Here is a 22,430-nt window from a genome sequence, read left to right as displayed (position 1 = left end):
TTTACTCGGCTTCCAGACGGTTGCGGGTGGCGGGAATCAGCTCGCTGTCGGGGCTTTGCTCCAGTCCCTGTTTCCAGACTTTGCGGGCTTCTTTTTTGTTCCCCTGGCGCCAAAGCACTTCGCCTAGGTGCGCTGCGACCTCCTGATCCGGGAACTCGGCGAAGGCGCCGCGCAGTAGCTGTTCGGCACGTTCCAGGTCTCCCAGCCGGTAGTACACCCAGCCCAGGCTGTCGCGCACGGCCGGGTCGTCGGGCTCGAGTTCGGCAGCGCGTTGCAGCATGCTCAGGGCCTCATGCAAGCGCTCATTGCGGTCGGCCAGCGTATAGCCCAGGGCGTTAAGTGCCATGGCGTTGTCGGGCTCGCGCTCCAAAATACTGCGCAGATCCTGTTCTGTTCCGGCCGGATTACTCAGTTGGTCATGCAACATGGCGCGGGTATACAGCAGGCTGCTTTCCAGCGGGTACGCCTGCAAGGCAGTGTTGGTGCGCTGCATGGCTTTTTCGGGCTGGCCGCTGAGGGCTTCGATTTCGATCTGATAGAAGGTCAGGGCGTGTTGCGGATAGTCTTCCCGGTCCTGCTGCAGCAGGTTGCCAAGCTCATCAAGTTTGCCTTGGGATACCAGTAGTTGGCTGATCCGCAGGCGGGAGGTCAGCAGTTCGTTGCCGCTATCGATCTGCTGCCAAGTGGTCAGGGCGGCCTCGGGCTGGCCCGCCGCGAGTTGTGCGTTGCCCAGGTGGTAGCGCGCAGTATTGTTGTTGGGGCTGATCTGCAGCACTTGTTGCAACTGGTCGACGGCCTCTGTGGGCTGATCCAGTTCCAGATAGATCAGGCCCAGTGACAGGCGCAGATCCGGGTCCTGAGGGTTATCTTGCACCAGCTTGGCGTATTGGGTGCTGGCGGCGCGGTAGTCGCCGCCGGTAACCAGCATGCGGGCCAGCAACAGGCGCATACGAGTGTCAGCCGGGAAGGATTCCAGCCCAGTGTAGAGTATCTGTTCGGCGCGCTTGGGGTCTTGCGCGACGACCAGGCGGCTGTGAAGCAATATGGCTGAGGGCGCCTCATTGGTACCTGGGTGGCTTTCCAGTAGCGACAGCGCTTCCTCCTCGCGTCCAGCTTGTTGCAGCAGCAACGCCTTGGCGAACACCAGCTGGGTGTTTTCAGGGTGGCGTTCAAGCATCTGCGTCAGGCTTTCTAGCAGTGCTTCGCGGGTGGGGGCGTCGCTCTCGGCAGCAGCTAGGGCGAGGAAGTCGAAATGTGTTTCGCCGTGCAGGTCGAGCGCGCGCTGCATCATCTCCATGGCCTGCTCATGCTGGCCGGTGCGAGCCAGATGTATGGCTGCGGAGCGCAAGGCTTCGGGGTTGCTGTCGTCCAGTTCGACCCAGAGTTGTGCCATGTCGAGCGCCGGCTCCTCGGCGCCAAGAAACTCCGCTACCCGCATCGCTCGCTCGGTAACGCCGGGGTCGCGAGTTTCGCGGGCCTGATGCAGGTAGTTGTCGAGCGCAATGTCAAAGCGGTTGCGCTGGCCTGCTATTTCGGCGGTCAGCAGGTCGAAGAGCGTGTCCTGGCGAAACTGGCCGTATTCAATCGGTTCGGCCGGTGTTTCGATCACCTGTGCTGGTGGTTGCGGCGTTGGTGCTGGTTTGGACAGGGCGGTGCAGCCACCGAGCAGTAACCCGCCCATCAGCAGCACTAAGGGGGACGGGGTAAACGAAGCCTTCATAGACACTCTCATACGCTGCGATTGGGGGGCTGCTGAACAAGTCGTCGGAACCTTGGCTGCCGCCGTGGTGATGGGCTGCAACGGTGCTCGCGAACTGACCGCCAAGTGGTTTTCATCATGACACAGGATGTGACGCAAACCCATACTCGGCAGGGTGTGCGGGCCAAAAGTGTGGTGGCCGCGGCGAATTGCCGCCCCACCGTTGAGCGTCGGTTGCCAAGCGGCAATTGATTGGCGCGGGGTAACATAGGACAATTAGTCCCTTTGGCAGTCGTTTCGTTCCGGCATCATGAGGCACCATGGGCTTTATCGCATTGGGCATCAATCACAAGACCGCAGGCGTGGAGGTGCGCGAGCGCCTGTCGTTTGCGCCTGAGCAGCTGCCGGATGCGCTGCAACGTTTGCGCGACGAGACTGGCACCCAGGAAGTGGCCATCCTCTCGACCTGCAACCGCACCGAGCTTTATTGCGCGCAGGATCAGCTGGATGCCGATAGCCTGGTTACCTGGGTCGCGGCTTTTCATGGCATGACCGCCGAAGAGGTACGCCGTTGCAGCTATCTGCATCAGGAAGCCGGCGCGGTCAACCACATGATGCGTGTGGCCGCCGGTCTGGACTCCATGGTATTGGGGGAGCCGCAGATTCTCGGGCAGATGAAAGATGCCTGGCAGGCGGCGCGCACCGCCGGCACCCTTGGGCCCCATCTGGATCGGCTGTTCCAGAGCACTTTCAGCATGGCCAAACAGGTACGTACCGATACTCGCATCGGCGAAAACCCGGTCTCGGTCGCCTTCGCCGCTGTCAGTCTGGCCAAGCAGATCTTTTCGGATCTGCGTCGCAGCACCGCGCTGCTGATCGGTGCCGGTGAAACCATCGGCCTGGTAGCGCGGCATCTCTACGATCAGGGCGTAGGCAAGATTATTGTTGCCAACCGCACGCTGGAGCGCGCTGCGGTACTTGGCGAGCCTCTGGGGGCTGAGTCGATTGTGCTCAATCAGATTCCCGATGTGCTGGCGCAGTGCGACGTGATCATCAGCTCGACCGCCAGCCCGCTGCCCATCTTGGGCAAGGGTGCGGTAGAGCGGGCGCTCAAGCAGCGCAAGCACAAGCCCATGTTCATGGTCGATATTGCCGTGCCTCGTGATATTGAGCCAGAGGTGGGGGATCTGGCCGACGTGTATCTGTACAGCGTGGACGATCTACACCAGGTGATCGAAGAGAACCTGCGTTCACGGCAAGGCGCGGCTAACGCTGCCGAGCGTTTGATTGAGGCCGGCACCGATGACTTCATGCAGCGCCTGCGCGCCCTGGCGGCGGTCGACGTGCTGCGTGACTACCGCAACAAGGCCGAACAACTGCGTGATCAGGAGCTGCTCAAGGCGCAACAAAAACTGGAGCGCGGCGTAGATCCTGCGCTGGTGCTGGCCGAGATGGCGCGAGGACTGACCAACAAGTTGCTGCATGATCCCAGTGTGCAGCTCAAGCAAATGAGCGCTCAAGGCCGTGTGGAGGCGCTGGCGCTGGCGCAGGAGCTGTTTGCGCTGGGCACCACGGCGAGTAACGCGCCGCAGCCAACCTCCTTACCCGATGCGGCGATGGATAAAAGCCCCACCGGCACCGTGCATCCAATCCTACAAGGCAAATAATGAAAGCATCCCTGTTGAACCGTCTGGATACCTTGAGCGAGCGCTTTGAGGAGCTGTCGGCGCTGCTCAGTGATGCCGAGGTGATCAGCGATCAAAACCGTTTTCGTGCCTATTCCAAGGAGTACGCCGAGCTGGAAGCGACGGTGAAGTGTTATGAAAGCTGGCGCAGCGTTCAGGGCGATCTGGAAGAAGCGCGCAGCCTGCTCAAGGACAGCGATCCCGATCTGCGGGAAATGGCCGAGGAAGACGCCGCCGCCAGTGAGGCACAGTTGGACGAGTTGGAAGAAGAACTGAACCGACTGCTGCTGCCAAAGGACCCCAATGACGAGCGTAACGTCTTTCTTGAAGTTCGCGCTGGCACCGGCGGTGATGAAGCCGCGATCTTCGCCGGTGATCTGTTCCGCATGTACAGTCGCTATGCCGAACGCCAAGGCTGGCGTATTGAGATTCTCTCCGAGAATGCCGGCGAGCACGGCGGCTACAAAGAGGTCATTGCGCGGGTTGAAGGTCAGAGCGTTTATGCCAAATTGAAGTTTGAGTCAGGGGCACACCGCGTGCAGCGGGTACCGGAGACCGAGTCTCAAGGCCGCATTCACACCTCGGCCTGCACCGTCGCTGTTCTGCCGGAAATGGACGCGCAAGCCGAAATCGAGATCAATACCAACGACCTGAGGGTGGACACCTACCGCGCCTCTGGCGCCGGTGGTCAGCACGTCAACAAGACCGACTCGGCGATTCGCCTGACTCACTTGCCCACCGGTATCGTCGTGGAGTGTCAGGATGAGCGCTCGCAGCATAAAAACCGTGCCCGCGCCATGAGCCTGTTGCAGGCGAAGCTGGTCAACCAGCAGCGCGAGGCGCAGGAAAAGGAAATCTCCGATACCCGCCGCTCGCTGGTCGGTTCTGGCGACCGTTCAGAACGCATCCGGACCTACAACTTTCCCCAGGGCCGGGTTACCGATCACCGCATCAATCTGACCCTGTACAGCCTCGATGAAGTGATTCAGGGCGGACTCGACGCGGTCGTGGAACCCTTGCTGCGCGAGTATCAGGCGGATCAGCTGGCGGCTCTGGAAAACGCATGAGCCTGAGTGTCGCCGAGTTGCTGGCGCAGGCTGATCTGCCGGATTCAGCAAGCCCAGCGCTGGATGCGGAGCTGTTGCTGTGTCATGTGCTGGGTAAAGGCCGCAGCTATCTGCGCAGTTGGCCTGACGCGCAACCCGGTGCTGAGCAGGCAGCCGCTTTTCATGCATTGCTGGCGCGTCGGCGAGCCGGCGAGCCGGTGGCTTATCTACTGGGTGAGCGGGGCTTCTGGACGCTTGACCTGCAGGTCAGTCCGGCCACGCTGATTCCTCGCCCGGATACCGAACGTCTGGTCGAACTCGGGCTTGAACTCGGCCCGCAGGAACCGGCCGCCGTCCTTGACCTGGGAACCGGTAGCGGCGCTATTGCGCTGGCGCTGGCAGCGGAGCGGCCGGATTGGCAGCTGACCGGCAGCGACCGAGTTGCCGAGGCTGTAGCGCTGGCGCAATCCAACGCCGCCAGGCTGAGCCTGACGAATGTGCAGTTTGTGCTCAGCCACTGGTTTGCCGAACTGCAGGGCCAGCGGTTTGCATTGATCATTTCCAATCCGCCTTATATTGCCGCCGATGATCCGCATCTGGGGCAGGGCGATGTGCGCTTTGAACCGCGCAGTGCGCTGGTCAGCGGCGCTGATGGGCTGGAGGATATTCGTCACTTGGTCAGCACCGCGCCGGCGCATCTGCAAACCGGTGGCTGGCTGCTGCTGGAGCACGGCTGGCAGCAGGCCGAGGCGGTGGCCGAGCTGCTGCGTGTTCGCGGTTATGAACAGGTCGAAAGCTGGCGCGATCTGGGCGGTAATCTACGGGTAACGGGAGGGCGCTGGCATGGATGACGATAGCCTGCTGCGCTACAGCCGACAGATATTGCTGCCGCAGATCGACATTGCGGGCCAGCAGCGGCTGCTGGACAGCCGGGTGCTGATCGTCGGTCTTGGCGGTCTGGGTGCGCCGGCGGCGCTGTATCTTGCCGCAGCCGGGGTTGGCACCCTGCTGCTGGCTGATCATGACCGGGTAGACCTCACTAATCTGCAGCGGCAGATCATTCATCACAGCGGTAGCCTTGGACAGCTCAAGGTCGATTCTGCTGCCGAGCGATTGCAGGCGCTCAACCCGCAGGTGCAGGTGCGGCGTTTGCCCTCGGCGCTGGCCGAAGACAGTCTGCACGCGGCGGTGGCCGAGGTGGATCTGGTGCTCGATTGCTCTGACAATTTTGCTACCCGCCAGGCGGTCAACGCCGCCTGCTTCGCGCTGGGTAAGCCCCTGGTCTCCGGTGCGGCCATTCGTCTGGAAGGCCAGCTCAGCGTGTTTGATCCGCGCGACGCTGAAAGCCCCTGTTATCAGTGTCTGTATGGGGCAGGTGAGGGTGATGAGGTGGCGCTGAGTTGCAGTGAGGCAGGCGTGCTGGGGCCGTTGGTTGGGCTGGTTGGTAGTCTGCAGGCGCTGGAGGCGCTCAAAATGCTGGCCGGTTTTGGCACACCGTTGGTGGCGCGCCTGCTACTGATCGATGCGCTCGACAGCCGTTTCCGTGAAATGCGCGTGCGGCGCGACCCTGCCTGCGCCTGCTGCGCCGACAGGTCTGCGCCTTGAGCGCGCCGATCGGGGTATTTGACTCCGGCGTGGGAGGTCTCTCGGTGCTGCGCGAGATTCGCCAGCTGTTGCCGGCCGAATCGCTGCTGTACGTCGCCGACAGCGGTTACGTACCTTACGGTGAAAAGCCGCCGGAACAGATTCGCGAGCGTAGCCGCAAGATCGCGCGTTTTCTGATTGAACGCGGTGCCAAGGCCTTGGTTCTGGCGTGCAATACCGCCACGGCCGCCGCGATCAACGAGCTGCGAGGTGAGTTTGACCTGCCGATCATCGGCATGGAGCCGGCCGTCAAACCGGCAGCCTTGGCCACCCGTAACGGTGTGGTAGGCGTGCTGGCCACTACCGGCACCCTGCAAAGCGCCAAGTTCGCCGCGTTGCTGGACCGCTTCGCCCGTTCGGTCAAGGTGATTACCCAGCCCTGTCCGGGGCTGGTCGAGTGTGTGGAGCGCGGCGAGTTGAGCGGCCCGGCGGTGGAAGCACTGCTGCAGCGCTATACCGCGCCGCTGTTGGCCGCCGGCTGCGATACGCTGATTCTTGGTTGTACTCACTACCCTTTTCTACGTCCGGCCTTGCAGAGTCTGTTGCCGCCGCAAGTGCAGATTGTCGATACCGGTGCCGCAGTGGCGCGGCAGCTGCAGGTCAAGTTGGTTGAGAGTCAGTTATTGAGTACCCAGGGGCCGAACGCCAGTCTGTTCTGGAGCAGTGGTGATGTGCAGCTGATGCAACGCGTGTTGCCGATCCTGCTGGGAATGGAAGCACCGGTAGAAAATCTGGCCATTTGAGAACTTTTTGGCGAAGTACTGTCTATTTAGTGTCTTTTTAACGAAATGCTAAGGATATAAAGCATGAAAAGTAAGGGCTTGATGCTGGGTAGTTTGTTGTCGGTCATGGCGTTCAGTTCCCCGGTCTTTGCGCTTGACGGCCTCACCCTTGAAGCGGGACACACTAACGAGTCTACTGATGCTTATCGTCTGGCAGCGCAGTTTGAGTTTGCCAGCACGCTTTGGCGTAGCGACGGTGGCGCAGTGGCCTTAAACGGTTACTGGGATGCGGGTTATACCTACTGGAATGATCTGGATACGCAAAGTGTTTCGCTCACTCCCATGTTCCGCTTGCAGTTTGGCCCCGAAAATGGCGGCGTAACGCCTTTTGTTGAGGCGGGTATCGGTGCTGCGCTGTTCAGTGAAAGCAATCTGGATGACCGCCGGGACCTGGGGTCGAATTTCCAGTTTGAAGATCGCGTTGGGGCAGGCCTGCGCTTTGCATCCGGTTCCGAGCTTGGTGTGCGCTATTACCATTACTCCAACGCTGGTATCGAACAGCCCAATCAGGGCATCAACAAGGCCGCTTTGTACTATCGCTTCAATATCTAGCTCTCGGCAGTGTGCACCTGGCGGCCGACTAGCGCCGCCGGGACAGCTTGAGCAGGCGAAATTGCTCGCGGTATAAGTGGGCAAATCCGTGTAGTAACGGAAATACCAATGCCCAGATCGGCGCCAGAATCCAGAGGGTGGCTTGCTGGCCCAAGGGCAGGCTGACACTGGCCAGGGCACTGCCAGCAAAATAGGCTAACGGTCCGCCGATGGCGCCCAGCACGGCGGCCAGCCAGATCGGCTTGGCACTCCAGGCCAGTGAATGGTTCAGCGTGGTGCCCAGCAGGGCCCACAGCAGGACCAGCCAGAGCGGGGCCAGGGTATCTGTGGTGGCAAAATCAAACACCCCCAGTTGCAGCAGAAAGGAATCCAGGGCGGCACCGGCCAGCGCCACGCTGACCACGAGCTTGCCCTCGGCAGCCCAGGAACTGATCCAGCAAAAATGCACTACCAGCGCGGCCAGTGGAATGAGTAGCCACCAGCTGGTCCCGCCCATTACGCAGGCGAACCAGCCGGCTTGAAACAGCAGCGCGTTGGCGATCAGTCGAGTGGGCATATCACTCCCCCAGAGCGTAAAGATCCAGTTTGGGTCTGGCCTCGGGCTTGCTCAGCAACACCTGCGCGGTGCCGATTGAACGCTCGATAAAACCGCCCTCGCAGTAGCACAGGTAGAACTCCCATAGCCGAAAAAAGGCGTCATCATACCCGAGGTGTGCCAGTTCGCCACGGGCGTCACGCAGGTTCTGATGCCAGTGGCGCAGGGTGCGGGCGTAGTGGCTGCCAATGTCTTCCAGGTGCAGCATCGCCAGGTCGGTGTGCTCGCGGGTAAGCTCGGCAATCAGGCTGATAGAGGGTAGCGAGCCGCCGGGAAAGATGTAGCGCTGGATGAAATCGACGCTGCGCCGTGCCTGTTCGTAACGCTGGTCGCGAATGGTGATCGCTTGCAGCAGCATCAGGCCGTGCGGCTTCAGGCGTGCGGCGCAGGTTTCAAAGTAGTTGCGAAAAAACTCATGCCCTACGGCTTCAACCATCTCGATGGACACCAGTTTGTCGTACTGGCCCTCCAGCTCGCGGTAGTCCTTGAGCAACAGGGTGATGCGGTCTTCCAGGCCCAGCTCGCGAATGCGCTGCGCGGTGAAGGCATATTGCTCGTCAGACAGAGTCGTGGTGGTGACCCGGCAACCGTAATGAGTGGCGGCGTAGATGGCCATGCTGCCCCAGCCGGTGCCGATCTCCAGCAGGTGGTCATCTGCACACAGCTCCAGTTTGCAGCATATGCGCTTGAGCTTGTTCCACTGCGCCTGCTCCAGGTTGTCTTCGCTGGGTGGGAAAATGGCGGCGGAGTACATCATGCTGGGGTCGAGGAAGTTCTCGAACAACGCATTGCCCAGATCATAGTGCGCCTGAATGTTGCGTCTGGAGCCACTGAGAGTGTTGCGGTTGAGCCAGTGTAGCCATTTCAACGCTGGTGCGCCGAGCCGGGCGAGGCCGGTCTCCATGGCGTCCAGCACCTCCAGGTTGCGCACGAACAGCCGTGTCACGGCGGTGAGGTCCGGTGTTGACCAGTAGCCCTGAATATAGGCCTCGCCTGAGCCGACGCTGCCGTTGCTGGCGATCATGCCGTAGGCGGCTGCATCGTTGACACTGATTTCGGCGTGCAGTCCATCGTCGTCGGGCTGACCGAAGTGCAGGGTTTGTCCGCCGTCGTGCACTGTCAGGGTACCGCGTGTGATAGCGCCCAGTTGGCGCATTACCGCACGGCGGCTGAGCTTGGTCAGCCAGCCGTTCTGCTGTTTGGCTGGGCCGCCATCGCGCAGCGCCGGGGCATTACGCGGCGGTGTCTTCGGGCGGTTGGCGAGCGCATCATCTGGACTGCTGGGTTTCATCGGGCTGCTCCTTGACGATAGCGGCTGAGGACGTTTGCAGGCCTTGGTCGGCTTGCTGGTGATCGAATACCGGTGCGCGTTTGAGCAGCAGGCGCAAGGCCTGCCAGTAGATGGCGCTCACCGTTTTCAGGACCATGAAGGGAAAGGACCAGGTTTCGCTGCGCAGCAAAGCACCGCTCAGCGGTGTGCGCTCAAGGCTTAGCGTGGCATCGAACAGACGTTGCTCTCCTTGCCAGTCTTCCATGTGCACGCGCAGGCGCTGGGCAGGCGAGCTGAAGCGCATGCGGTAATCCAGGTCAGCAGGCAGGAAGGGCGAGACATGAAAGGCCTTGCGTGTTTCGACCCGCTGCTCGGTGTGGTCGGGGTCGGCCTTGATCAGGTAGCAAAAGCGTTCACGCCACGGGGTATTGGTCACCTCCGCGATGATGGCCTGCAGTTTTCCTGCCTGATCATGGCAATAAAAAAACGACACTGGATTGAACACCATGCCAAAGCTGCGTACCTGAGTCAGCAATTGAATGGCGCCGTCGGCGCAGACGCCAAGTTGCTGCTGCACCAGCCGCTGCGCGCAGGCTTTCAGGGTTTCGTCAGAAGTCCGCTGATCGCGCAGATAATCCTGTTCGCGAAAACGCATGGGCGAATACCAGCGCCCTGACCATAACCAGCTGAGCCCAAACACCGCTTGCTGTTCATCCAAGTCCAGCAGCAGCAGACTGGTGCTATAGGTGAATGCGTGCTGACGCGGGGCGTGGCGGCGATGCCGTACTTCACCCCGGTAGAGCGCGCTGGTGAGCGTCATTACAACGACTCCCCAAAGGCCGCGGCCACGCGCAACGCACTGACCACGCCGTCTTCATGAAAGCCGTTGGCCCAATAGGCCCCGCAGTAGAAACTGTGCTGCTTGCCCAGCAGTTCTTCCCAGCGGGCCTGCGCCTTGACTGCCGCCAGGCTGTATTGCGGGTGAGCGTAGGAAAAGCGCTGCAAGATTTTCTCCGGAGCAATCTGCTCCGTCTGGTTCAGGCTGACGCAAAAAGTCTGCGGCGCATCAATGCCCTGCAGGATGTTCATGTTGTAGGTGACGGCGGCTGGCTTTTCGCTGGGGCCGCCCAACCGGTAATTCCAGCTGGCCCAGGCCAATTTGCGCTGCGGCAGCAGACGTGTGTCGGTGTGCAGTACGACCTCGTTGCTGGCATATTGAATAGCGCCCAGAATCTCTTCCTCGGCACTGCTGGGGGTATCGAGCATGGCCAGCGCCTGATCGCTGTGACACGCGAACACTACCTTGTCGAACCGCTCTTCGCCGGCGCTGCTGTGGACGGCCACATCGGCTCCGTTGCGTTCCACTCGATGCACCGGGCAGGCCAAGCGTATGTTGTTCCTGAAGGGTTCTATCAGCGGTGCTACGTAGTTGCGCGAGCCACCACAGACCACCCGCCACTGTGGGCGATCCTTGATACCAAGCAGGCCGTGATTGCGGAAGAAACGCACGAAAAACGCCAGCGGGAAGGCCAGCATCTGTTCCAGCGGCATTGACCAGATCGCCGCTCCCATGGGCACGATGTAGTGGTCTCTGAAGCGTTTGCCGTAGCCGCGTGAGTCAAGATAGCTGCCCAGCGTGGTGTCGGCGTCCAGAGTGCCATCGCGCAGGTCCTCTTGCGCTTCGCGGTTGAAGCGTAGAATGTCGCGCAGCATCAGCAGAAAACCAGGTGAAACCAGGTTCCGCCGCCGAGCGAACAGGGTTTTAAGCGTATTGCCGTTGTACTCCATGCCGCTGCTTGGATCGCTGACGGAAAAGCTCATTTCGGTTGGTTGCGAGGCGACGCCCAGTTGCTTCAGCAACTCGAGGAAGTTGGGGTAGGTCCAGTCGTTGAACACGATAAAGCCGGTGTCGATGGCATACGCTTTGCCGTCCACTGTCACGTCGACTGTATGCGTATGACCACCGACCCAGTCGGAGGCCTCAAACACGGTCACGTCGTGGCGACGCGACAGCAGGCGGGCGCAGACCAGCCCGGAAATACCTGAGCCAATGATGGCAACGCGCATCAGCAACCTCCTGTGGTGGTAGCCGGGCGGGCGAGGCGCCGGGTGAGCATGACGCGCAGTGCCGCTGGCAAATGGCCGACCAGACATAACAGCGAGATAAAGGGGCCAGGAAAGCTGATCTCGCGCTTGCCGCGTTCAATACCTCGAATAATTGCCTTTGCCGCCTTTTCGCTGCTGATCTGCATGGGCATGGGAAAGTCGTTGGCCGCGGTGAGCGGGGTTTCGACAAAGCCGGGACTGACCAGGCTGACCTTGATGCCGTCCTGCGCCAAGTCCAGTTCCAGTGACTGGAACAGATAGCGCACCGCGGCTTTGGAGGCGCCGTAGGCTTCGGCGCGCGGTAGCGGCACGAAGGTGACGCTGCTGCCGACTCCGACCAGGCGCGGTTGTTGCCCTGCCCGCAGCAGCGGCAGAGCGGTTTCAATACACTGGGCGGTGCCCTGCACGTTGACTTGCATGACCCGGCCAAACAGGGCCGCATCGAAGGTCGGCAGGTCCATATATTCACAGGTACCGGCGTTAAGAATCGCCAGGTCCAGTGCGCCCCAGGCCGCGCTGATGCGATCGCCAACTTCGCGTACCGCATGGGGATCGGTGAGGTCGGCGGTAATCACCAGAACCTGCCCGGGAAAACGCTCTGCCAATGCCAGCAGTGGGGGAGCGCTGCGTGCGGTCAGGGCCAGCTTGTGTCCTTGGGCTGCCAATTGTTCGGCCAGTGCCAGCCCGATACCGCTGGAGGCGCCGGTCAGCCAGATACGCTTTTGTATGCTCATGCCAATCTTCCTTTGAGCCAGGCAATGACACGCCCTAGCAGTGGTAGGTGTTCGTAAAGTAATGCACCGGCATCGTAATAATCGATGTGCCGGTCAACCTTGCCTTCGCGCCAGTGGATCAGGGTGCAGCCCGGTACGCTTATGAGCTCGCCGCCTGCCAGCCGGGGGTGGCGAAAACGCATCACCCAGCGCAGCATCGCCTGATGCTCGTCAAGGCCGCTGCACTGCAGAAACTCGAATTCCAGGGTGTCGACGTTGGCGTAGAGGTTTTCGCAGTAAGCCTGCAGCGCTGGCAGCCCTTGCAGATCGTGCAGGGGGTCGGTGAAGTGAATTTGCTGATGATAGAGTTCGGCCAGTCGATCAAGGTTGTGCTTGTCCAGGGCGGCAAAGCCGTCGGCGAACTGGCGGGCAAATTCGGTACTGTTCATGCTTCGGCTCCCAAGCTGCGGAACGCCTCTATGGCGCGCTGGCGGCTGCTTTTGAGATCGACAATGGGCGCCGGATAATCTACGGCGTTGAGCAAGTCACCCGCTGGTGGGTTATGGACCTCTCGTGGGGACAGATGTGCCAGCGCCGGAAGCCATTGGCGGATAAAGGTGCCATCCGGGTCGCATTTTTGCGATTGGCTGAGGGGGTTAAATACCCGAAAGTAGGGCGCTGAGTCGGTCCCGGTGGAGGCGCTCCACTGCCAACCGCCATTGTTGGCGGCCAGGTCGCCGTCGATCAGGTGCTGCATGAACCAGCGCTCGCCTTCGCGCCAATCGATCAACAGGTTCTTGCTCAGAAACATGGCACTGATCATGCGCAGGCGGTTGTGCATCCAGCCGGTCTGCAGCAACTGCTGCATGGCGGCATCCACGATGGGAATGCCGGTTTCACCCTGTTGCCATGCGTGCAGGCCTTCAGGATCATCGCGCCACGCCACGGCCTCGGTGTCCGGGCGAAACGCACGGTGCCGTGAGACGCGTGGATAGCAGACCAGAATGTGCTTGTAGAACTCGCGCCACAGCAACTCGTTGATCCAGCTGACAGCACCGGGATTACCGCTGCCGAACTCGCCGTGGTTGAGTTGCAGAGCGGCGTGCAGGCATTGGCGCGGCGAAATCACGCCGGCGGCGAGATAGGCCGAGAGGCGGCTTGTACCGTCCAGGTCTGGGCGGTCGCGGTCTTCCTGATAATCTTCCAGCAGGTGCTGGGTAAAGTGTTGCAGGCGTTCTTGCGCAGCCTCTTCGCCGGCGGGCCAGAGCGCCTGTTGTGCCTCGCTCGCGGCGCTGAAGCCGCTGAAATTGTCGGGTACAGAGCTACTGGCAATTGCGCTCGCTGTTTGTGCTTCCGGTGCGGGCAGGCAGCTTGGCAAGCTTCCGTGCAGTGCCTCGTAGGCGCGGCGGCGGAATTGGCTGTACACCTTGAACATGGTGCCTGCCTGTGTCTGCAGACCGCCCGGCGGGAACAGCAGCTGGTCGGTATAGCGCTGGCAAAGCAGCCCGCGCGCCTGCCAGGCATCGACCACCGCGTCATCGCGGGCTTGCTCATGCAAGCCATACTCATCGTTGAAGTAAAGTGCGTCTGCGCCAAGCTCGTCGGCACACTCGAGCAGACGTTGTGGACACTGCTCCCAGCTGTCTGCCTCGAGTATGCGCAGGGCAATACCTTTTTCCTGCAGCGCAGCGGCCAGTGATTGCAGGTTGCGACGCCAGAAGTCGACCTTGATGGCCGCGTCATCGTGCGCGCGCCACACCGCCGGCGTGGCGATAAATACCGCCACCACTGGTCCGCGCTGGCTGGCGTGGTAGAGCGCATGATTGTCTTGCAGTCGCAGGTCGGCGCGCAGCCACCATAGTGAGAGCGGTGCTTGGCTCATGACGCGTCTCCGGCAAGAAGCTGCTGCAACTGCTCGAAGCTCACAGAAGGGCTAGTGCTGAGCAGGGTTATGCCGCTGTCGCTCAATTCGCTCGCATGCAGTTGTACCATCGGGCCGGTAGCGAACAACGGGCAGTCAACCTGGTTGGCAAGGCGCGGCAGTTCGCGCTCCAGTGTGGCTGGGTCGAGGCGCTGGCTGGCCACCAGCAGCATAGCGTCGAGCGGACGGCGTTCGTGCAGCAGAGTCAGTTCGCTGGCCAGAGCGCAGGTCTCCAGACGCAGCAGTCGAAAACCTGCATCACTCAGTAGCAGTGAAAGCAGATCGAGCCGCGGTTCATGACTGTTGCTCGCCAGGTTGGCCAGCAGTAGGCGCGGGCCTTGTGCCTGTTCCTGCTGGGGAATCAGGCGGCCAGCCAGCTGGCTGTGTAACCAGGAGTGCAGGAATTGCTTCTCCAACTGACTGCCGTATTGGTTGGTCGGGCGCTGCTCGAGATCGGTCAGCACGGGCTCTAGCAGTTGCGCGCAAACCAAGGGCGCCGGGTATAACCCCATCAGATCGCGGTATTGAGCGCTTAGCTGTGGGGAGTCGAACCGCGCCAGACTGAATAGCAGGGCATCGCGCTGGTGCTGCCATAACGAGGTGCGATCCAGGCTGGGCGCCGGCGGCGCCTGATTGCCCACCAGCGCCGCAACCTGGCTGATAGCCACGCCGCGTTCCAGCCAAGTCAGAATCTGTTGTATCTGTTGCACCTGCTCTGGCGCATATAAACGATGCCCCTTGGGCGTGCGATGGGGTTTGACCAGGCCATAGCGGCGCTCCCAGGCGCGCAGGGTTACCGGGTTGACCCCGGTAGCGCGGGCGGCTTCGCGAATGGGTAGCATGTTGCTCTCGTGGGTTTGCATGGCGGGCCTATATAGCGTTGCGCAGGCTGAGCTCAGCCGGGTGGGGTTGCAGATAGGCTTGATCCACCAGATAACCGTCCGGGTGGTTGAGCAGATGGTGCTTGAGCAGCGTAATGGGGACGACCAGCGGAATGGTGCCGCGCCGATAGTCGTCGATCAGTGTGCGCAGTTCCTGTTTTTCCTGCGGCTTGAGCACGTGCTTGAAGTGGCCGGCCAAGTGTTGCAACGCGTTGCAGTGGCCGCCGCGCTGCGCCGGTGTTTTCAGGCAGTGCATCAAGCGGGCGAAGTATGCGGTGGCGGTGGTGCGCAAGTCTTGCTGGCGAAGATTGGCGAGCATCGCCCCCAATTCCCTGTACCGGCCCTGATGATGCGCCATCGCTAGATACTTGTGCCGCGCGTGGAAGCGCAGCAAAGAGGCTGCGGATATGCCATCGCTTTGCAGCGCCTGCCACTGGGCGTAGACGATGACGCGCGTAACAAAATTTTCGCACAGCACCGGGTCGTGCAGCCGGCCTTCCTCTTCTACCGGCAGCAGCGGATTGCGTGCCATCAGGCGGGCGGCAAAGGCGCCGCTGCCGGGCGCATCCGCAGGGTGGCCGTTATCGCGGTAGACCTTTACGCGCTCCATGCCGCAGCTCGGGGACTTCTGCATGAGAATAAACCCGCAAAGTTGCGGATTGGCTTGGCTGACCTGTTCGGCGTAATGCTGCAGCGGTACGGTGACATCGAGGCTCGGATTGCGGGTGCCGATAACTCTCGGGGCCTCGGGCTCGCCAACCAGGCGGATGGGCTGGCGAGGGGTGCTCAGGCCAATGGCGACCTCGGGGCAGAAGGGCGTTAGCTCAAACAGGCGGCCGAGTTGCTCGGTGCACAGGCGGGAATGTTTGTGGCTGGCGTTGAAGCGCACAGGCGAGCCAATCAGGCATTCACTGATGCCGACGGGGATGCGGGTTTGTGGTTCTGCCTGCATGCTGCACCTCTGCCTGAGCCGAGGGCGGGGTACGCTGGTTGTACGCCGCCTTATTTTTGTACAAGAATAAGTGTACAGCAGTAGCGTGTTTGTACAAGTGTGTTGGCGGTTTTTATTTCCAGCCCTGTTTCCATTGGCTGCTATCGCGCAGGGCCTGCCAGTCGAGTTGGCGACAGGTGCCGGTGAGTACCGCCTGCAGCTCTATACCCAACAGGGTGCTCTGGTCTTCGCTCCAGTGGCAGGCGGTCACCATGAAGTGCTTTTCTCGCTGCTGCGGTTGTACCGCCGTCCATTTGGAGTGCAGGAGTTTGCGCGGGTTAAACGGGTTGCGCGCGCTCATGTGGCGTCCAGTAGCGCCTTGGCGGCGTGTTGTCCGCTTAGCCACGCCGCTTCCAGGCGGCCGCCAAGGCACCAGTCACCGCAGGTGTACAAGCCTTGTGCTGGTGCTGCGAGCGCGCCCCAGTCACTGATTGCGGCTGGGCGAGCATACAGCCAGCGGTGCGCGTGCTGAAACGTCGGCGCGGGTAGCGGCGCATCGAGCATGGTTTGCAGGGCGCCCAGCAGCTCCCCGATAACGGCTTGTGGTTCGCTGTCGAGGTGCGCGTGTGCCCAACGCGGGGACGATTGCAATACCCAGGTTTCCGCCTCCACGCGCCCGGGTTTGCTGGCCTCCCGCGCTACCCAATCGAGCGGGCCACTGCGTACGAATACGGCGTCGAACGGCAGGTTCAATGAGGCGCTGAAAGCCAGCGCTACGGCCCAACCCGGTTCCATCTCAGTTTGTGCGGCGGGTGCCGCCAATGCTGCTGCATCGCGTATCAACGGCAATGCCTGGGCTGGCGGGATCGCCACTATCACGTAGTCGAATGGGCCGTAGCGCTTGCCCTCGCTGTCGAGCAGCGACCATTGCTGATCGCTACGTTGCAGCTGCTCGATGCGTGTATTGCTGTGCAGCGGCAGATCGCCCAGCAGGCCGCGACTGAGGGCCGTCATGCGCGGGCTACCGACAAAACGCTGTTGCTGATCGGAAGATGGCGCCAGGCCATTCTCGTCATAGCGAAACAGTCGCGGCTGCCACTCGGCAACCCAGCCTGCCGAGCGCCATTGGGCAACTGCCGCGGCGAAAGCCGGATCGCGGGCAGTGAAGTATTGGGTCCCCATGTCAAAGGTACCCAGCTCAGTTCGTTTGCTGCTCATGCGGCCACCGCTGCCTCGACTCTTGTCGAACAAGGTCACCTGCAGGTCGGCTTGGCGCAGCCGAGTGGCGGCGCTGAGTCCGGACATGCCGGCGCCGATAATGGCGACGCTGGGGGGTTGGCTCATGGTTATCCTTGATCACGGGCAGGTGATGAGTAGTGGAAAAATTATACATAAAATTTTTTTTGTATAAGATACCCTGTCAATTGCAAGCAGCAAAGTCTGATTCGGCAACTATGCATAGCGCTTGATGCCGGCTTGATAGACAAGCGCATAGGTGCTTTATTGGCTCAATCAGAGACAGGGGGTATTTATGAACATACTGCTTACCGGCGGCACGGGTTTAATTGGTCGCGCGTTGTGTCGGCGGCTGCTGGCCGAGGGGCACAGCGTGAGCGTGTGGAGTCGCCGCCCGGCAGAAGTCCCTGCGCTGTGCGGCGCTCAGGTTCGCGGAGTGTCCGAACTGAGTCAGCTCGACGGTGAGCACTTTGATGCGGTGGTGAACCTGGCCGGTGCGCCGGTAGCGGACCGACCGTGGACGGCCAAACGCAAGGCCGTGCTCTGGGCCAGCCGGGTGTCGTTGACCGAGCGGCTGGTGCAGTGGCTCGGTGAGCAGGCGCGTAAACCGCAGGTCATGGTCAGCGGCTCTGCCGTAGGCTGGTATGGCGACGGCGGTAGCGAGCCGATTACCGAGCAGAGTCCAGCCAACAAGGAGTACACCCACACCCTTTGCGACGCCTGGGAAGCCGCGGCAAAACGCGTCACTGCCTATGGCGTGCGTTTGTGTATCATGCGCACCGGATTGGTTGTTGCCGCTGAAGGTGGCTTTCTGGCGCGGCTCAAGCCGCCGTTCAAATTGGGGCTTGGCGGCCCGATTGGCAGCGGTGAACAGTACATGCCGTGGGTGCATCTGGATGATGTGGTAGCGCTGATTGTGTGGCTGCTACAGAACCCTGAGTGCCGCGGTGCCTACAACGCCAGCGCGCCTCACCCGGTTACCAACCGTGAGTTTGTGAAAGAGTTGGGGCGTGCATTGGGGCGCCCTGCGGTACTGCCAGTGCCGGGTTTTGTGCTCAAGTTGACGTTGGGCGAGATGTCTCGCCTGCTGCTAACCGGGCAGCGCGCCTTGCCGGCCAAGGCTCAGGACCAAGGCTTCAACTTCGGCTATCAGCGCCTGGAGACAGCGTTGGCGGCAGCGACAAAAGCAAACTGAATCATTGCAGCGTGGGAGTGTTCGATGTCGGAGCGGGGTGTGTTACTGGTCAATCTGGGTTCGCCCAGCAGTACTGAGGTGAGCGACGTACGCCGCTATCTGAATCAGTTTCTGATGGACCCTTATGTGGTGGATCTGCCTTGGCCGTTGCGCCGCTTGCTGGTGGGGCTGATTCTGCTGACCAGGCCCAAGGCCTCAGCGCACGCCTATGCGTCCATCTGGTGGGAGCAGGGTTCGCCCCTGGTGGTGATTACCCGGCGAGTGCAGCAGGCCTTGCAGGCGCGGCTGAAGATGCCGGTCGAAATGGCCATGCGCTACGGCCAGCCCTCTATCGAGCAGGGCCTGCTCAAGCTGGCGGCCGAACCAGGGCTGCGTGAAGTCCTGTTCATGCCGCAGTACCCGCAGTTTGCCGACAGCACTATCACCACTTCGATCGTTGAGGCCAAGCGCGTGATTGCCGCGCATGGGCTGCAGATCAAGCTGAACGTGCTGCCGCCTTTTTATGACCGTAGCGACTACCTGGATGCCCTGGCGCAAACCACGCGGCCGCATTTGGAGCAGGGTTTTGACTTCCTGCTGATGAGTTACCACGGTCTGCCGGAGAGGCATCTGCGCAAAGCCGATCCAACCGGCGGCCATTGTCTTTCATCGCCCGATTGCTGCAGTCGCCCCTCGCCGGCACATGCCACCTGTTATCGCGCGCAGTGTACCTACGTAAGCAAGGCGCTGGCGCAACGCTTGGGTCTGCGTGACGATCAGTGGTCGCAATCGTTTCAGTCGCGACTGGGGCGTGACAAGTGGATTGAACCCTATACCGAGGCGCGGCTGGACGAGTTGGCAGCTCAGGGTGTGAAGCGCCTGCTGGTGGTGTGTCCGGCCTTTGTGACCGATTGCATCGAGACGCTGGAGGAGATCGGCGACCGGGCGCGCGAACAGTTCATTGCCGCCGGTGGTGAAGAGTTGGTGTTGGTGCCTTGTCTGAATGACGATGCCCACTGGGTAGAGGTGCTGCAGCGCTGGAGTGAAGAGACGCCAGCGCTGGCCTGAGCAAGCCGGGTGCGGCGCGGCTTAGCCGCGCTTGAACCATTGTGACAGTGCCAAGTGCAGGCCCAGTCCGATCAGCACTGTACCCATCAAACGATCAAACCAGTGCCCCATGCGGTTGAAGCCGCGGCGCACGCTTGGACGGCTGAATAGCAGCGCGACCAGGCAAAACCAGGCCCCAGTGGCTACCGCCAGATAGATGCCATAGGCCGCCTGGATCGGCAGCGGCGTGTCGTGGCTGATCACGACGGTAAACAGTGAGAGAAAAAACAGCGTCGCTTTGGGGTTCAGACCGTTGGTGATGAACCCTTGCAGCAGTGCCTGGCGCGCGGTCATCTGTTTTGCCGTGGCCTCCTGTTCGGCTGGGGTGGCCGATTGCGGTTTGGCCTGCAGCGCCCGTATGCCGATGTACAACAGGTAGGCCGCGGCCAGCAGCTTCATCAGATTGAACAGCCAGACCGACTGCGACACAATCAGACCAATGCCCAGCAGCGAGTAGGCCACGTGCACGAAAATGCCGCCGCCCACCCCGACCGCCGTCAACAGCCCAGCGCGGGTTCCGCTGCTGACGCTGTTGCGAATCACCACGGCAAAGTCCGGTCCGGGGCTGATCACCGCCAGCAGGTGGACCAGCGCCACCAGCATGAATTCATTCCAATACATTACAGGTCTCCTGTGTAAGCCGGCATTTTAGCCGCGACACCAGCACACTGATAGGTACAGCCAGCATGCAGAACAGCCCAGCCATTGTTTTTCTTGATCAATCCACCCTGGACCAGGGCGACCTGGATATGCAGCCGCTGAGCGAACAGGCTTCGCAATACGCCAGTCATGCGGTGACGACCAAGGAACAGCGCATCGAGCGCATGCAGGGGTTTGAGGTAGTGGTCACCAACAAGGTAGTGATCGACGCTGCGGTGATGGACGCCTGCCCACAGCTCAAACTGATCCTGCTGAGTGCCACTGGTACCAACAACGTGGATCTGAAGGCAGCGGCGGAACGGGGCGTCGTGGTCTGCAACTGCCAGGGCTACGGTACGCCGGCCGTCGCACAGCACACGCTGATGTGCATGCTGGTGCTGATCACCCGCTTTGAATCCTACCGCGAGGCCGTACGCGCCGGAGCTTGGCAACGCAGCGAGCAATTCTGCCTGCTGGACTACCCTATCGGTGAGCTGGCGGGGCGCACTTTGGGCATCCTCGGCTATGGTGAGCTGGGTCAGGCGGTGGCGCGGCTGGCGGAGGCCTTTGGCATGCGCGTGCTGGTGGGCGCACTGCCGGGCCGCGAACGTGAAGACCGGCCTGGCCTGACGGCTCTGCTGGAACAGATTGATGTGCTCAGCCTGCACTGCCCGCTGACCGAGCATACGCGTGATCTGATTGGTGCCGCGCAATTGGCAAGCATGCGCAAGGGCAGCCTGTTGATCAACGCCGGACGCGGTGGGCTGGTCAATGAGCAGGCCCTCGCTGACAGCCTACGCGCAGGCCACCTGGGTGGCGCTGCGTGCGATGTGCTGACGACCGAGCCGCCGCGCGACGGCAACCCGCTGCTCGAGCCGCAAATCCCCAATTTGGTTATCACGCCGCACAGCGCTTGGGGCAGTCGTGAGGCGCGTCAGCGGATCGTTGGACAACTGGCGGACAATCTGCACGCATTTATGCAAGGGCAGGTGCTGCGTCGCGTGAACTGAGGTTCAGTGCGCCGCGGCAGTGGCAAGACGAATGTCGAGGGTTGCGCATGCTGTGCGCGGCCCTAACCCAAATGGGTGATGAGTGTCCTGGCCTCCGCCGCTAGGGTAGTGGCAGTCAATGGATGACCACTGCCGAGGTTCAGCTGTCCCGGCCTGTTTCCCGGAGCCGGAATAGCTGAACATGTCGTCTTTTTTACCTCCTCAAATAGCCGCTGCGCGCGGCTTTTCGCTGCTTGAAGTGCTGGTTGCCGTGCTGGTGCTGGCGCTCGGCATCCTCGGCGCCGCCTCCTTGCAACTCAGCGCACTGCGTTATCAAAGCGGCTCTCTGCACGCGACCCATGCCAGCTTGCTGGCGCAGGACATGCTGGAACGTTTGCGCGCTAACCCGGAGCAACTGGCTCTCTACGGTATGACGGTCGAGGGTGACTGCGAGCAGGCGATAGCCCACCGGCTGGCCGTCACCGCCGACAGCGTACTGACACAGGACAAACTCGACTTCACCCGCGCGGTAACCTGTGAGCTGCCGTCGGGCCGTGCCCGCCTATCCTTGCATGAAGGGTTGGCAAGCGTGCAGCTGCGGTGGTCTGAAGCCCGGCAGTTTGCTGGTGCGCTGGACGCCGAGTTGCACGTCAGCGCATTGATCAGGGCGCAGCCATGAGCGCGCGGCGCTTGGACGGCTTCAGCCTGGTTGAACTGCTGATTGCTATGGTGCTGGGACTGATGCTGACGCTGGGTGTGCTGCAGGTGTTCCTCGTCAGCAAGGATAGCTTTGCCATGCAGCAGCGCTCGGCGGCAATGCAGGAAAACGCGCGTTTTCTGCTCGGGCGTCTGGCACAGGATATCCGTTTGGCGGGTCAGTTCGGCTGTCTCGACCTGCAGCGTTTGCCGCGGGCGGAGCGGGAAACCGTGCCGGCAGAGCTGAACAGCCCCATTACCTATGAACAGACGGTATTGCGCCTGATTACTGCCCTGCCCGTCGCGGCCACGCCGCCAGTGGGAGAGGTCAGTGCCGAGGAGTACGGTGCGCGTTGGTTGCTGGTGAGCAATTGTCTTGATCGGCTGGCGGTGGGCGAGGGCGATGTACCCGTGGCACCGCAACCCGGCGACCTGCTGATCCCGCTGCGGTTGCTGGAATACCGTCAGAAGGACCAGCGTATCCAGGTGCGCACTAATGGAAAGGGTAACTTTGAAACGCTGATTGAAGGCGTGGCGGATTTTACGCTGAGCTTTGGCGTGGCCGCCGAGCCGCAATCCGCCGCCATGGTTGGCACCTACCAGGATGTTATCGGTGCTGCGCAGGCAGCCCGCATTCGTAGTGTCCGGGTGGCTTTGCTGCTCAGCGACAAACCCGGTGCCAAGACGCAGGAAGGCGTGCAGCGGCAACGCTATGTACAGGTCGTTTCGGTGCGTAACAGGCTCGATTGAAACAGGGAGGTTTG

The 22,430-nt window shown here is 61.5% G+C and carries 24 protein-coding genes; 11 read left to right on the top strand and 13 right to left on the bottom strand.

Annotated features, from left to right (window positions below):
- Nucleotide 1: 1 nt before the first annotated feature.
- Nucleotides 2-1,720: a tetratricopeptide repeat protein gene (locus tag V7747_RS16885; RefSeq protein WP_335617182.1), complete on the bottom strand. Its 1,719-nt coding sequence runs from the start codon at nucleotides 1,718-1,720 to the stop codon at nucleotides 2-4.
- A gap of 299 nt (nucleotides 1,721-2,019) precedes the next feature.
- Here V7747_RS16885 and hemA point away from each other — a divergent pair, with 299 nt between their 5' ends.
- The 6 genes from hemA to V7747_RS16855 all read left to right on the top strand — a co-directional run bounded on the left by hemA (nucleotide 2,020) and on the right by V7747_RS16855 (nucleotide 7,408).
- Entirely contained in the window at nucleotides 2,020-3,366 is a 1,347-nt protein-coding gene (hemA, locus tag V7747_RS16880; protein WP_442909288.1) for a glutamyl-tRNA reductase, read from the top strand.
- Nucleotides 3,366-4,451 (top strand): peptide chain release factor 1, encoded by a 1,086-nt coding sequence (gene prfA, locus V7747_RS16875; RefSeq protein ID WP_335617181.1) that lies wholly within the window; start codon nucleotides 3,366-3,368, stop codon nucleotides 4,449-4,451. The genes hemA and prfA overlap by 1 nt, the downstream gene beginning before the upstream one ends.
- Nucleotides 4,448-5,281 carry a peptide chain release factor N(5)-glutamine methyltransferase gene (gene prmC / locus V7747_RS16870; RefSeq protein WP_335617180.1) on the top strand — a complete coding sequence of 278 codons (834 nt, stop codon included), beginning with the start codon at nucleotides 4,448-4,450 and terminating at the stop codon, nucleotides 5,279-5,281. Before prfA ends, prmC begins: the two co-directional genes overlap by 4 nt.
- Nucleotides 5,274-6,035 (top strand): molybdopterin-synthase adenylyltransferase MoeB, encoded by a 762-nt coding sequence (moeB, locus tag V7747_RS16865; protein ID WP_335617179.1) that lies wholly within the window; start codon nucleotides 5,274-5,276, stop codon nucleotides 6,033-6,035. Before prmC ends, moeB begins: the two co-directional genes overlap by 8 nt.
- Nucleotides 6,032-6,817 carry a glutamate racemase gene (murI, locus tag V7747_RS16860; RefSeq protein WP_335617178.1) on the top strand — a complete coding sequence of 262 codons (786 nt, stop codon included), beginning with the start codon at nucleotides 6,032-6,034 and terminating at the stop codon, nucleotides 6,815-6,817. Before moeB ends, murI begins: the two co-directional genes overlap by 4 nt.
- Before the next feature lie 63 nt (nucleotides 6,818-6,880).
- Nucleotides 6,881-7,408 carry an acyloxyacyl hydrolase gene (locus V7747_RS16855; RefSeq protein WP_335617177.1) on the top strand — a complete coding sequence of 176 codons (528 nt, stop codon included), beginning with the start codon at nucleotides 6,881-6,883 and terminating at the stop codon, nucleotides 7,406-7,408.
- A 28-nt stretch (nucleotides 7,409-7,436) separates the two neighbouring features.
- On the opposite strand, the gene V7747_RS16850 is transcribed toward V7747_RS16855, so the two are convergent.
- From V7747_RS16850 to V7747_RS16800, 11 genes are all read right to left on the bottom strand, one after another.
- Nucleotides 7,437-7,964, bottom strand: coding sequence for a DUF2878 domain-containing protein (locus V7747_RS16850; protein WP_335617176.1), 528 nt, complete (start codon nucleotides 7,962-7,964; stop codon nucleotides 7,437-7,439).
- 1 nt (nucleotide 7,965) lies between these two features.
- Nucleotides 7,966-9,159, bottom strand: a complete 1,194-nt coding sequence (locus tag V7747_RS16845; RefSeq protein ID WP_335617199.1) for a cyclopropane-fatty-acyl-phospholipid synthase family protein — start codon at nucleotides 9,157-9,159, stop codon at nucleotides 7,966-7,968.
- 112 nt (nucleotides 9,160-9,271) lie between these two features.
- Complete coding sequence (locus V7747_RS16840; protein WP_335617175.1) at nucleotides 9,272-10,093, bottom strand: DUF1365 domain-containing protein; 822 nt, start codon at nucleotides 10,091-10,093, stop codon at nucleotides 9,272-9,274.
- On the bottom strand, nucleotides 10,093-11,340 hold the full coding sequence (locus V7747_RS16835) for an NAD(P)/FAD-dependent oxidoreductase (RefSeq protein ID WP_335617174.1): 1,248 nt from the start codon (nucleotides 11,338-11,340) through the stop codon (nucleotides 10,093-10,095). The genes V7747_RS16840 and V7747_RS16835 overlap by 1 nt, the downstream gene beginning before the upstream one ends.
- Nucleotides 11,340-12,113 (bottom strand): SDR family NAD(P)-dependent oxidoreductase, encoded by a 774-nt coding sequence (locus tag V7747_RS16830; RefSeq protein WP_335617173.1) that lies wholly within the window; start codon nucleotides 12,111-12,113, stop codon nucleotides 11,340-11,342. The genes V7747_RS16835 and V7747_RS16830 overlap by 1 nt, the downstream gene beginning before the upstream one ends.
- Entirely contained in the window at nucleotides 12,110-12,541 is a 432-nt protein-coding gene (locus tag V7747_RS16825) for a nuclear transport factor 2 family protein (protein ID WP_335617172.1), read from the bottom strand. Before V7747_RS16825 ends, V7747_RS16830 begins: the two co-directional genes overlap by 4 nt.
- Nucleotides 12,538-13,974 carry a deoxyribodipyrimidine photo-lyase gene (phrB, locus tag V7747_RS16820; RefSeq protein WP_335617171.1) on the bottom strand — a complete coding sequence of 479 codons (1,437 nt, stop codon included), beginning with the start codon at nucleotides 13,972-13,974 and terminating at the stop codon, nucleotides 12,538-12,540. The genes V7747_RS16825 and phrB overlap by 4 nt, the downstream gene beginning before the upstream one ends.
- A complete protein-coding gene (locus V7747_RS16815; RefSeq protein ID WP_335617170.1) occupies nucleotides 13,971-14,876 on the bottom strand; it encodes a MerR family transcriptional regulator in 906 nt (301 codons plus the stop codon). The genes phrB and V7747_RS16815 overlap by 4 nt, the downstream gene beginning before the upstream one ends.
- A 7-nt stretch (nucleotides 14,877-14,883) precedes the next feature.
- Nucleotides 14,884-15,846, bottom strand: coding sequence for a YbgA family protein (locus tag V7747_RS16810; RefSeq protein WP_335617169.1), 963 nt, complete (start codon nucleotides 15,844-15,846; stop codon nucleotides 14,884-14,886).
- Between the two features lie 112 nt (nucleotides 15,847-15,958).
- Nucleotides 15,959-16,186 carry a TIGR02450 family Trp-rich protein gene (locus tag V7747_RS16805; protein WP_335617168.1) on the bottom strand — a complete coding sequence of 76 codons (228 nt, stop codon included), beginning with the start codon at nucleotides 16,184-16,186 and terminating at the stop codon, nucleotides 15,959-15,961.
- Nucleotides 16,183-17,169, bottom strand: coding sequence for an NAD(P)/FAD-dependent oxidoreductase (locus V7747_RS16800; protein WP_335617167.1), 987 nt, complete (start codon nucleotides 17,167-17,169; stop codon nucleotides 16,183-16,185). Before V7747_RS16800 ends, V7747_RS16805 begins: the two co-directional genes overlap by 4 nt.
- A 187-nt stretch (nucleotides 17,170-17,356) precedes the next feature.
- Here V7747_RS16800 and V7747_RS16795 point away from each other — a divergent pair, with 187 nt between their 5' ends.
- Complete coding sequence (locus V7747_RS16795; RefSeq protein ID WP_335617166.1) at nucleotides 17,357-18,256, top strand: TIGR01777 family oxidoreductase; 900 nt, start codon at nucleotides 17,357-17,359, stop codon at nucleotides 18,254-18,256.
- 24 nt (nucleotides 18,257-18,280) lie between these two features.
- Nucleotides 18,281-19,303, top strand: a complete 1,023-nt coding sequence (hemH, locus tag V7747_RS16790) for a ferrochelatase (protein ID WP_335617165.1) — start codon at nucleotides 18,281-18,283, stop codon at nucleotides 19,301-19,303.
- Nucleotides 19,304-19,324: 21 nt separating this feature from the next.
- Here the strand turns inward: hemH and V7747_RS16785 are convergent, their stop codons facing one another.
- Nucleotides 19,325-19,963: a LysE family transporter gene (locus V7747_RS16785; protein WP_335617164.1), complete on the bottom strand. Its 639-nt coding sequence runs from the start codon at nucleotides 19,961-19,963 to the stop codon at nucleotides 19,325-19,327.
- Nucleotides 19,964-20,028: 65 nt separating this feature from the next.
- On the opposite strand from V7747_RS16785, the gene V7747_RS16780 reads away from it, so the two are divergent.
- The 3 genes from V7747_RS16780 to V7747_RS16770 all read left to right on the top strand — a co-directional run bounded on the left by V7747_RS16780 (nucleotide 20,029) and on the right by V7747_RS16770 (nucleotide 22,416).
- On the top strand, nucleotides 20,029-20,991 hold the full coding sequence (locus tag V7747_RS16780) for a 2-hydroxyacid dehydrogenase (RefSeq protein ID WP_335617163.1): 963 nt from the start codon (nucleotides 20,029-20,031) through the stop codon (nucleotides 20,989-20,991).
- Nucleotides 20,992-21,172: 181 nt separating this feature from the next.
- Nucleotides 21,173-21,649: a type IV pilus modification protein PilV gene (gene pilV, locus V7747_RS16775; RefSeq protein WP_335617162.1), complete on the top strand. Its 477-nt coding sequence runs from the start codon at nucleotides 21,173-21,175 to the stop codon at nucleotides 21,647-21,649.
- A complete protein-coding gene (locus tag V7747_RS16770; protein ID WP_335617161.1) occupies nucleotides 21,646-22,416 on the top strand; it encodes a PilW family protein in 771 nt (256 codons plus the stop codon). Before pilV ends, V7747_RS16770 begins: the two co-directional genes overlap by 4 nt.
- Nucleotides 22,417-22,430 lie beyond the last annotated feature (14 nt).

Origin of the sequence: Halopseudomonas sp. (assembly GCF_036960865.1) — a bacterium.
In the GTDB taxonomy this organism is placed as follows: domain Bacteria; phylum Pseudomonadota; class Gammaproteobacteria; order Pseudomonadales; family Pseudomonadaceae; genus Halopseudomonas.
This window is presented reverse-complemented; position numbering and strand designations above follow the sequence as displayed.

Excerpts from the sequence above, each read along its gene's own strand:
- V7747_RS16885 (WP_335617182.1), bottom strand. The coding sequence starts at position 1,720 with ATGAAGGCTTCGTTTACCCCGTCCCCCTTAGTGCTGCTGATGGGCGGG.
- hemA (WP_442909288.1), top strand. The coding sequence starts at position 2,020 with ATGGGCTTTATCGCATTGGGCATCAATCACAAGACCGCAGGCGTGGAG.
- prfA (WP_335617181.1), top strand. The coding sequence starts at position 3,366 with ATGAAAGCATCCCTGTTGAACCGTCTGGATACCTTGAGCGAGCGCTTT.
- prmC (WP_335617180.1), top strand. The coding sequence starts at position 4,448 with ATGAGCCTGAGTGTCGCCGAGTTGCTGGCGCAGGCTGATCTGCCGGAT.
- moeB (WP_335617179.1), top strand. The coding sequence starts at position 5,274 with ATGGATGACGATAGCCTGCTGCGCTACAGCCGACAGATATTGCTGCCG.
- V7747_RS16855 (WP_335617177.1), top strand. The coding sequence starts at position 6,881 with ATGAAAAGTAAGGGCTTGATGCTGGGTAGTTTGTTGTCGGTCATGGCG.
- V7747_RS16850 (WP_335617176.1), bottom strand. The coding sequence starts at position 7,964 with ATGCCCACTCGACTGATCGCCAACGCGCTGCTGTTTCAAGCCGGCTGG.
- V7747_RS16845 (WP_335617199.1), bottom strand. The coding sequence starts at position 9,159 with ATGCGCCAACTGGGCGCTATCACACGCGGTACCCTGACAGTGCACGAC.
- V7747_RS16840 (WP_335617175.1), bottom strand. The coding sequence starts at position 10,093 with ATGACGCTCACCAGCGCGCTCTACCGGGGTGAAGTACGGCATCGCCGC.
- V7747_RS16835 (WP_335617174.1), bottom strand. The coding sequence starts at position 11,340 with ATGCGCGTTGCCATCATTGGCTCAGGTATTTCCGGGCTGGTCTGCGCC.
- V7747_RS16830 (WP_335617173.1), bottom strand. The coding sequence starts at position 12,113 with ATGAGCATACAAAAGCGTATCTGGCTGACCGGCGCCTCCAGCGGTATC.
- V7747_RS16825 (WP_335617172.1), bottom strand. The coding sequence starts at position 12,541 with ATGAACAGTACCGAATTTGCCCGCCAGTTCGCCGACGGCTTTGCCGCC.
- phrB (WP_335617171.1), bottom strand. The coding sequence starts at position 13,974 with ATGAGCCAAGCACCGCTCTCACTATGGTGGCTGCGCGCCGACCTGCGA.
- V7747_RS16815 (WP_335617170.1), bottom strand. The coding sequence starts at position 14,876 with ATGCAAACCCACGAGAGCAACATGCTACCCATTCGCGAAGCCGCCCGC.
- V7747_RS16810 (WP_335617169.1), bottom strand. The coding sequence starts at position 15,846 with ATGCAGGCAGAACCACAAACCCGCATCCCCGTCGGCATCAGTGAATGC.
- V7747_RS16805 (WP_335617168.1), bottom strand. The coding sequence starts at position 16,186 with ATGAGCGCGCGCAACCCGTTTAACCCGCGCAAACTCCTGCACTCCAAA.
- V7747_RS16800 (WP_335617167.1), bottom strand. The coding sequence starts at position 17,169 with ATGAGCCAACCCCCCAGCGTCGCCATTATCGGCGCCGGCATGTCCGGA.
- V7747_RS16795 (WP_335617166.1), top strand. The coding sequence starts at position 17,357 with ATGAACATACTGCTTACCGGCGGCACGGGTTTAATTGGTCGCGCGTTG.
- hemH (WP_335617165.1), top strand. The coding sequence starts at position 18,281 with ATGTCGGAGCGGGGTGTGTTACTGGTCAATCTGGGTTCGCCCAGCAGT.
- V7747_RS16785 (WP_335617164.1), bottom strand. The coding sequence starts at position 19,963 with ATGTATTGGAATGAATTCATGCTGGTGGCGCTGGTCCACCTGCTGGCG.
- V7747_RS16780 (WP_335617163.1), top strand. The coding sequence starts at position 20,029 with ATGCAGAACAGCCCAGCCATTGTTTTTCTTGATCAATCCACCCTGGAC.
- pilV (WP_335617162.1), top strand. The coding sequence starts at position 21,173 with ATGTCGTCTTTTTTACCTCCTCAAATAGCCGCTGCGCGCGGCTTTTCG.
- V7747_RS16770 (WP_335617161.1), top strand. The coding sequence starts at position 21,646 with ATGAGCGCGCGGCGCTTGGACGGCTTCAGCCTGGTTGAACTGCTGATT.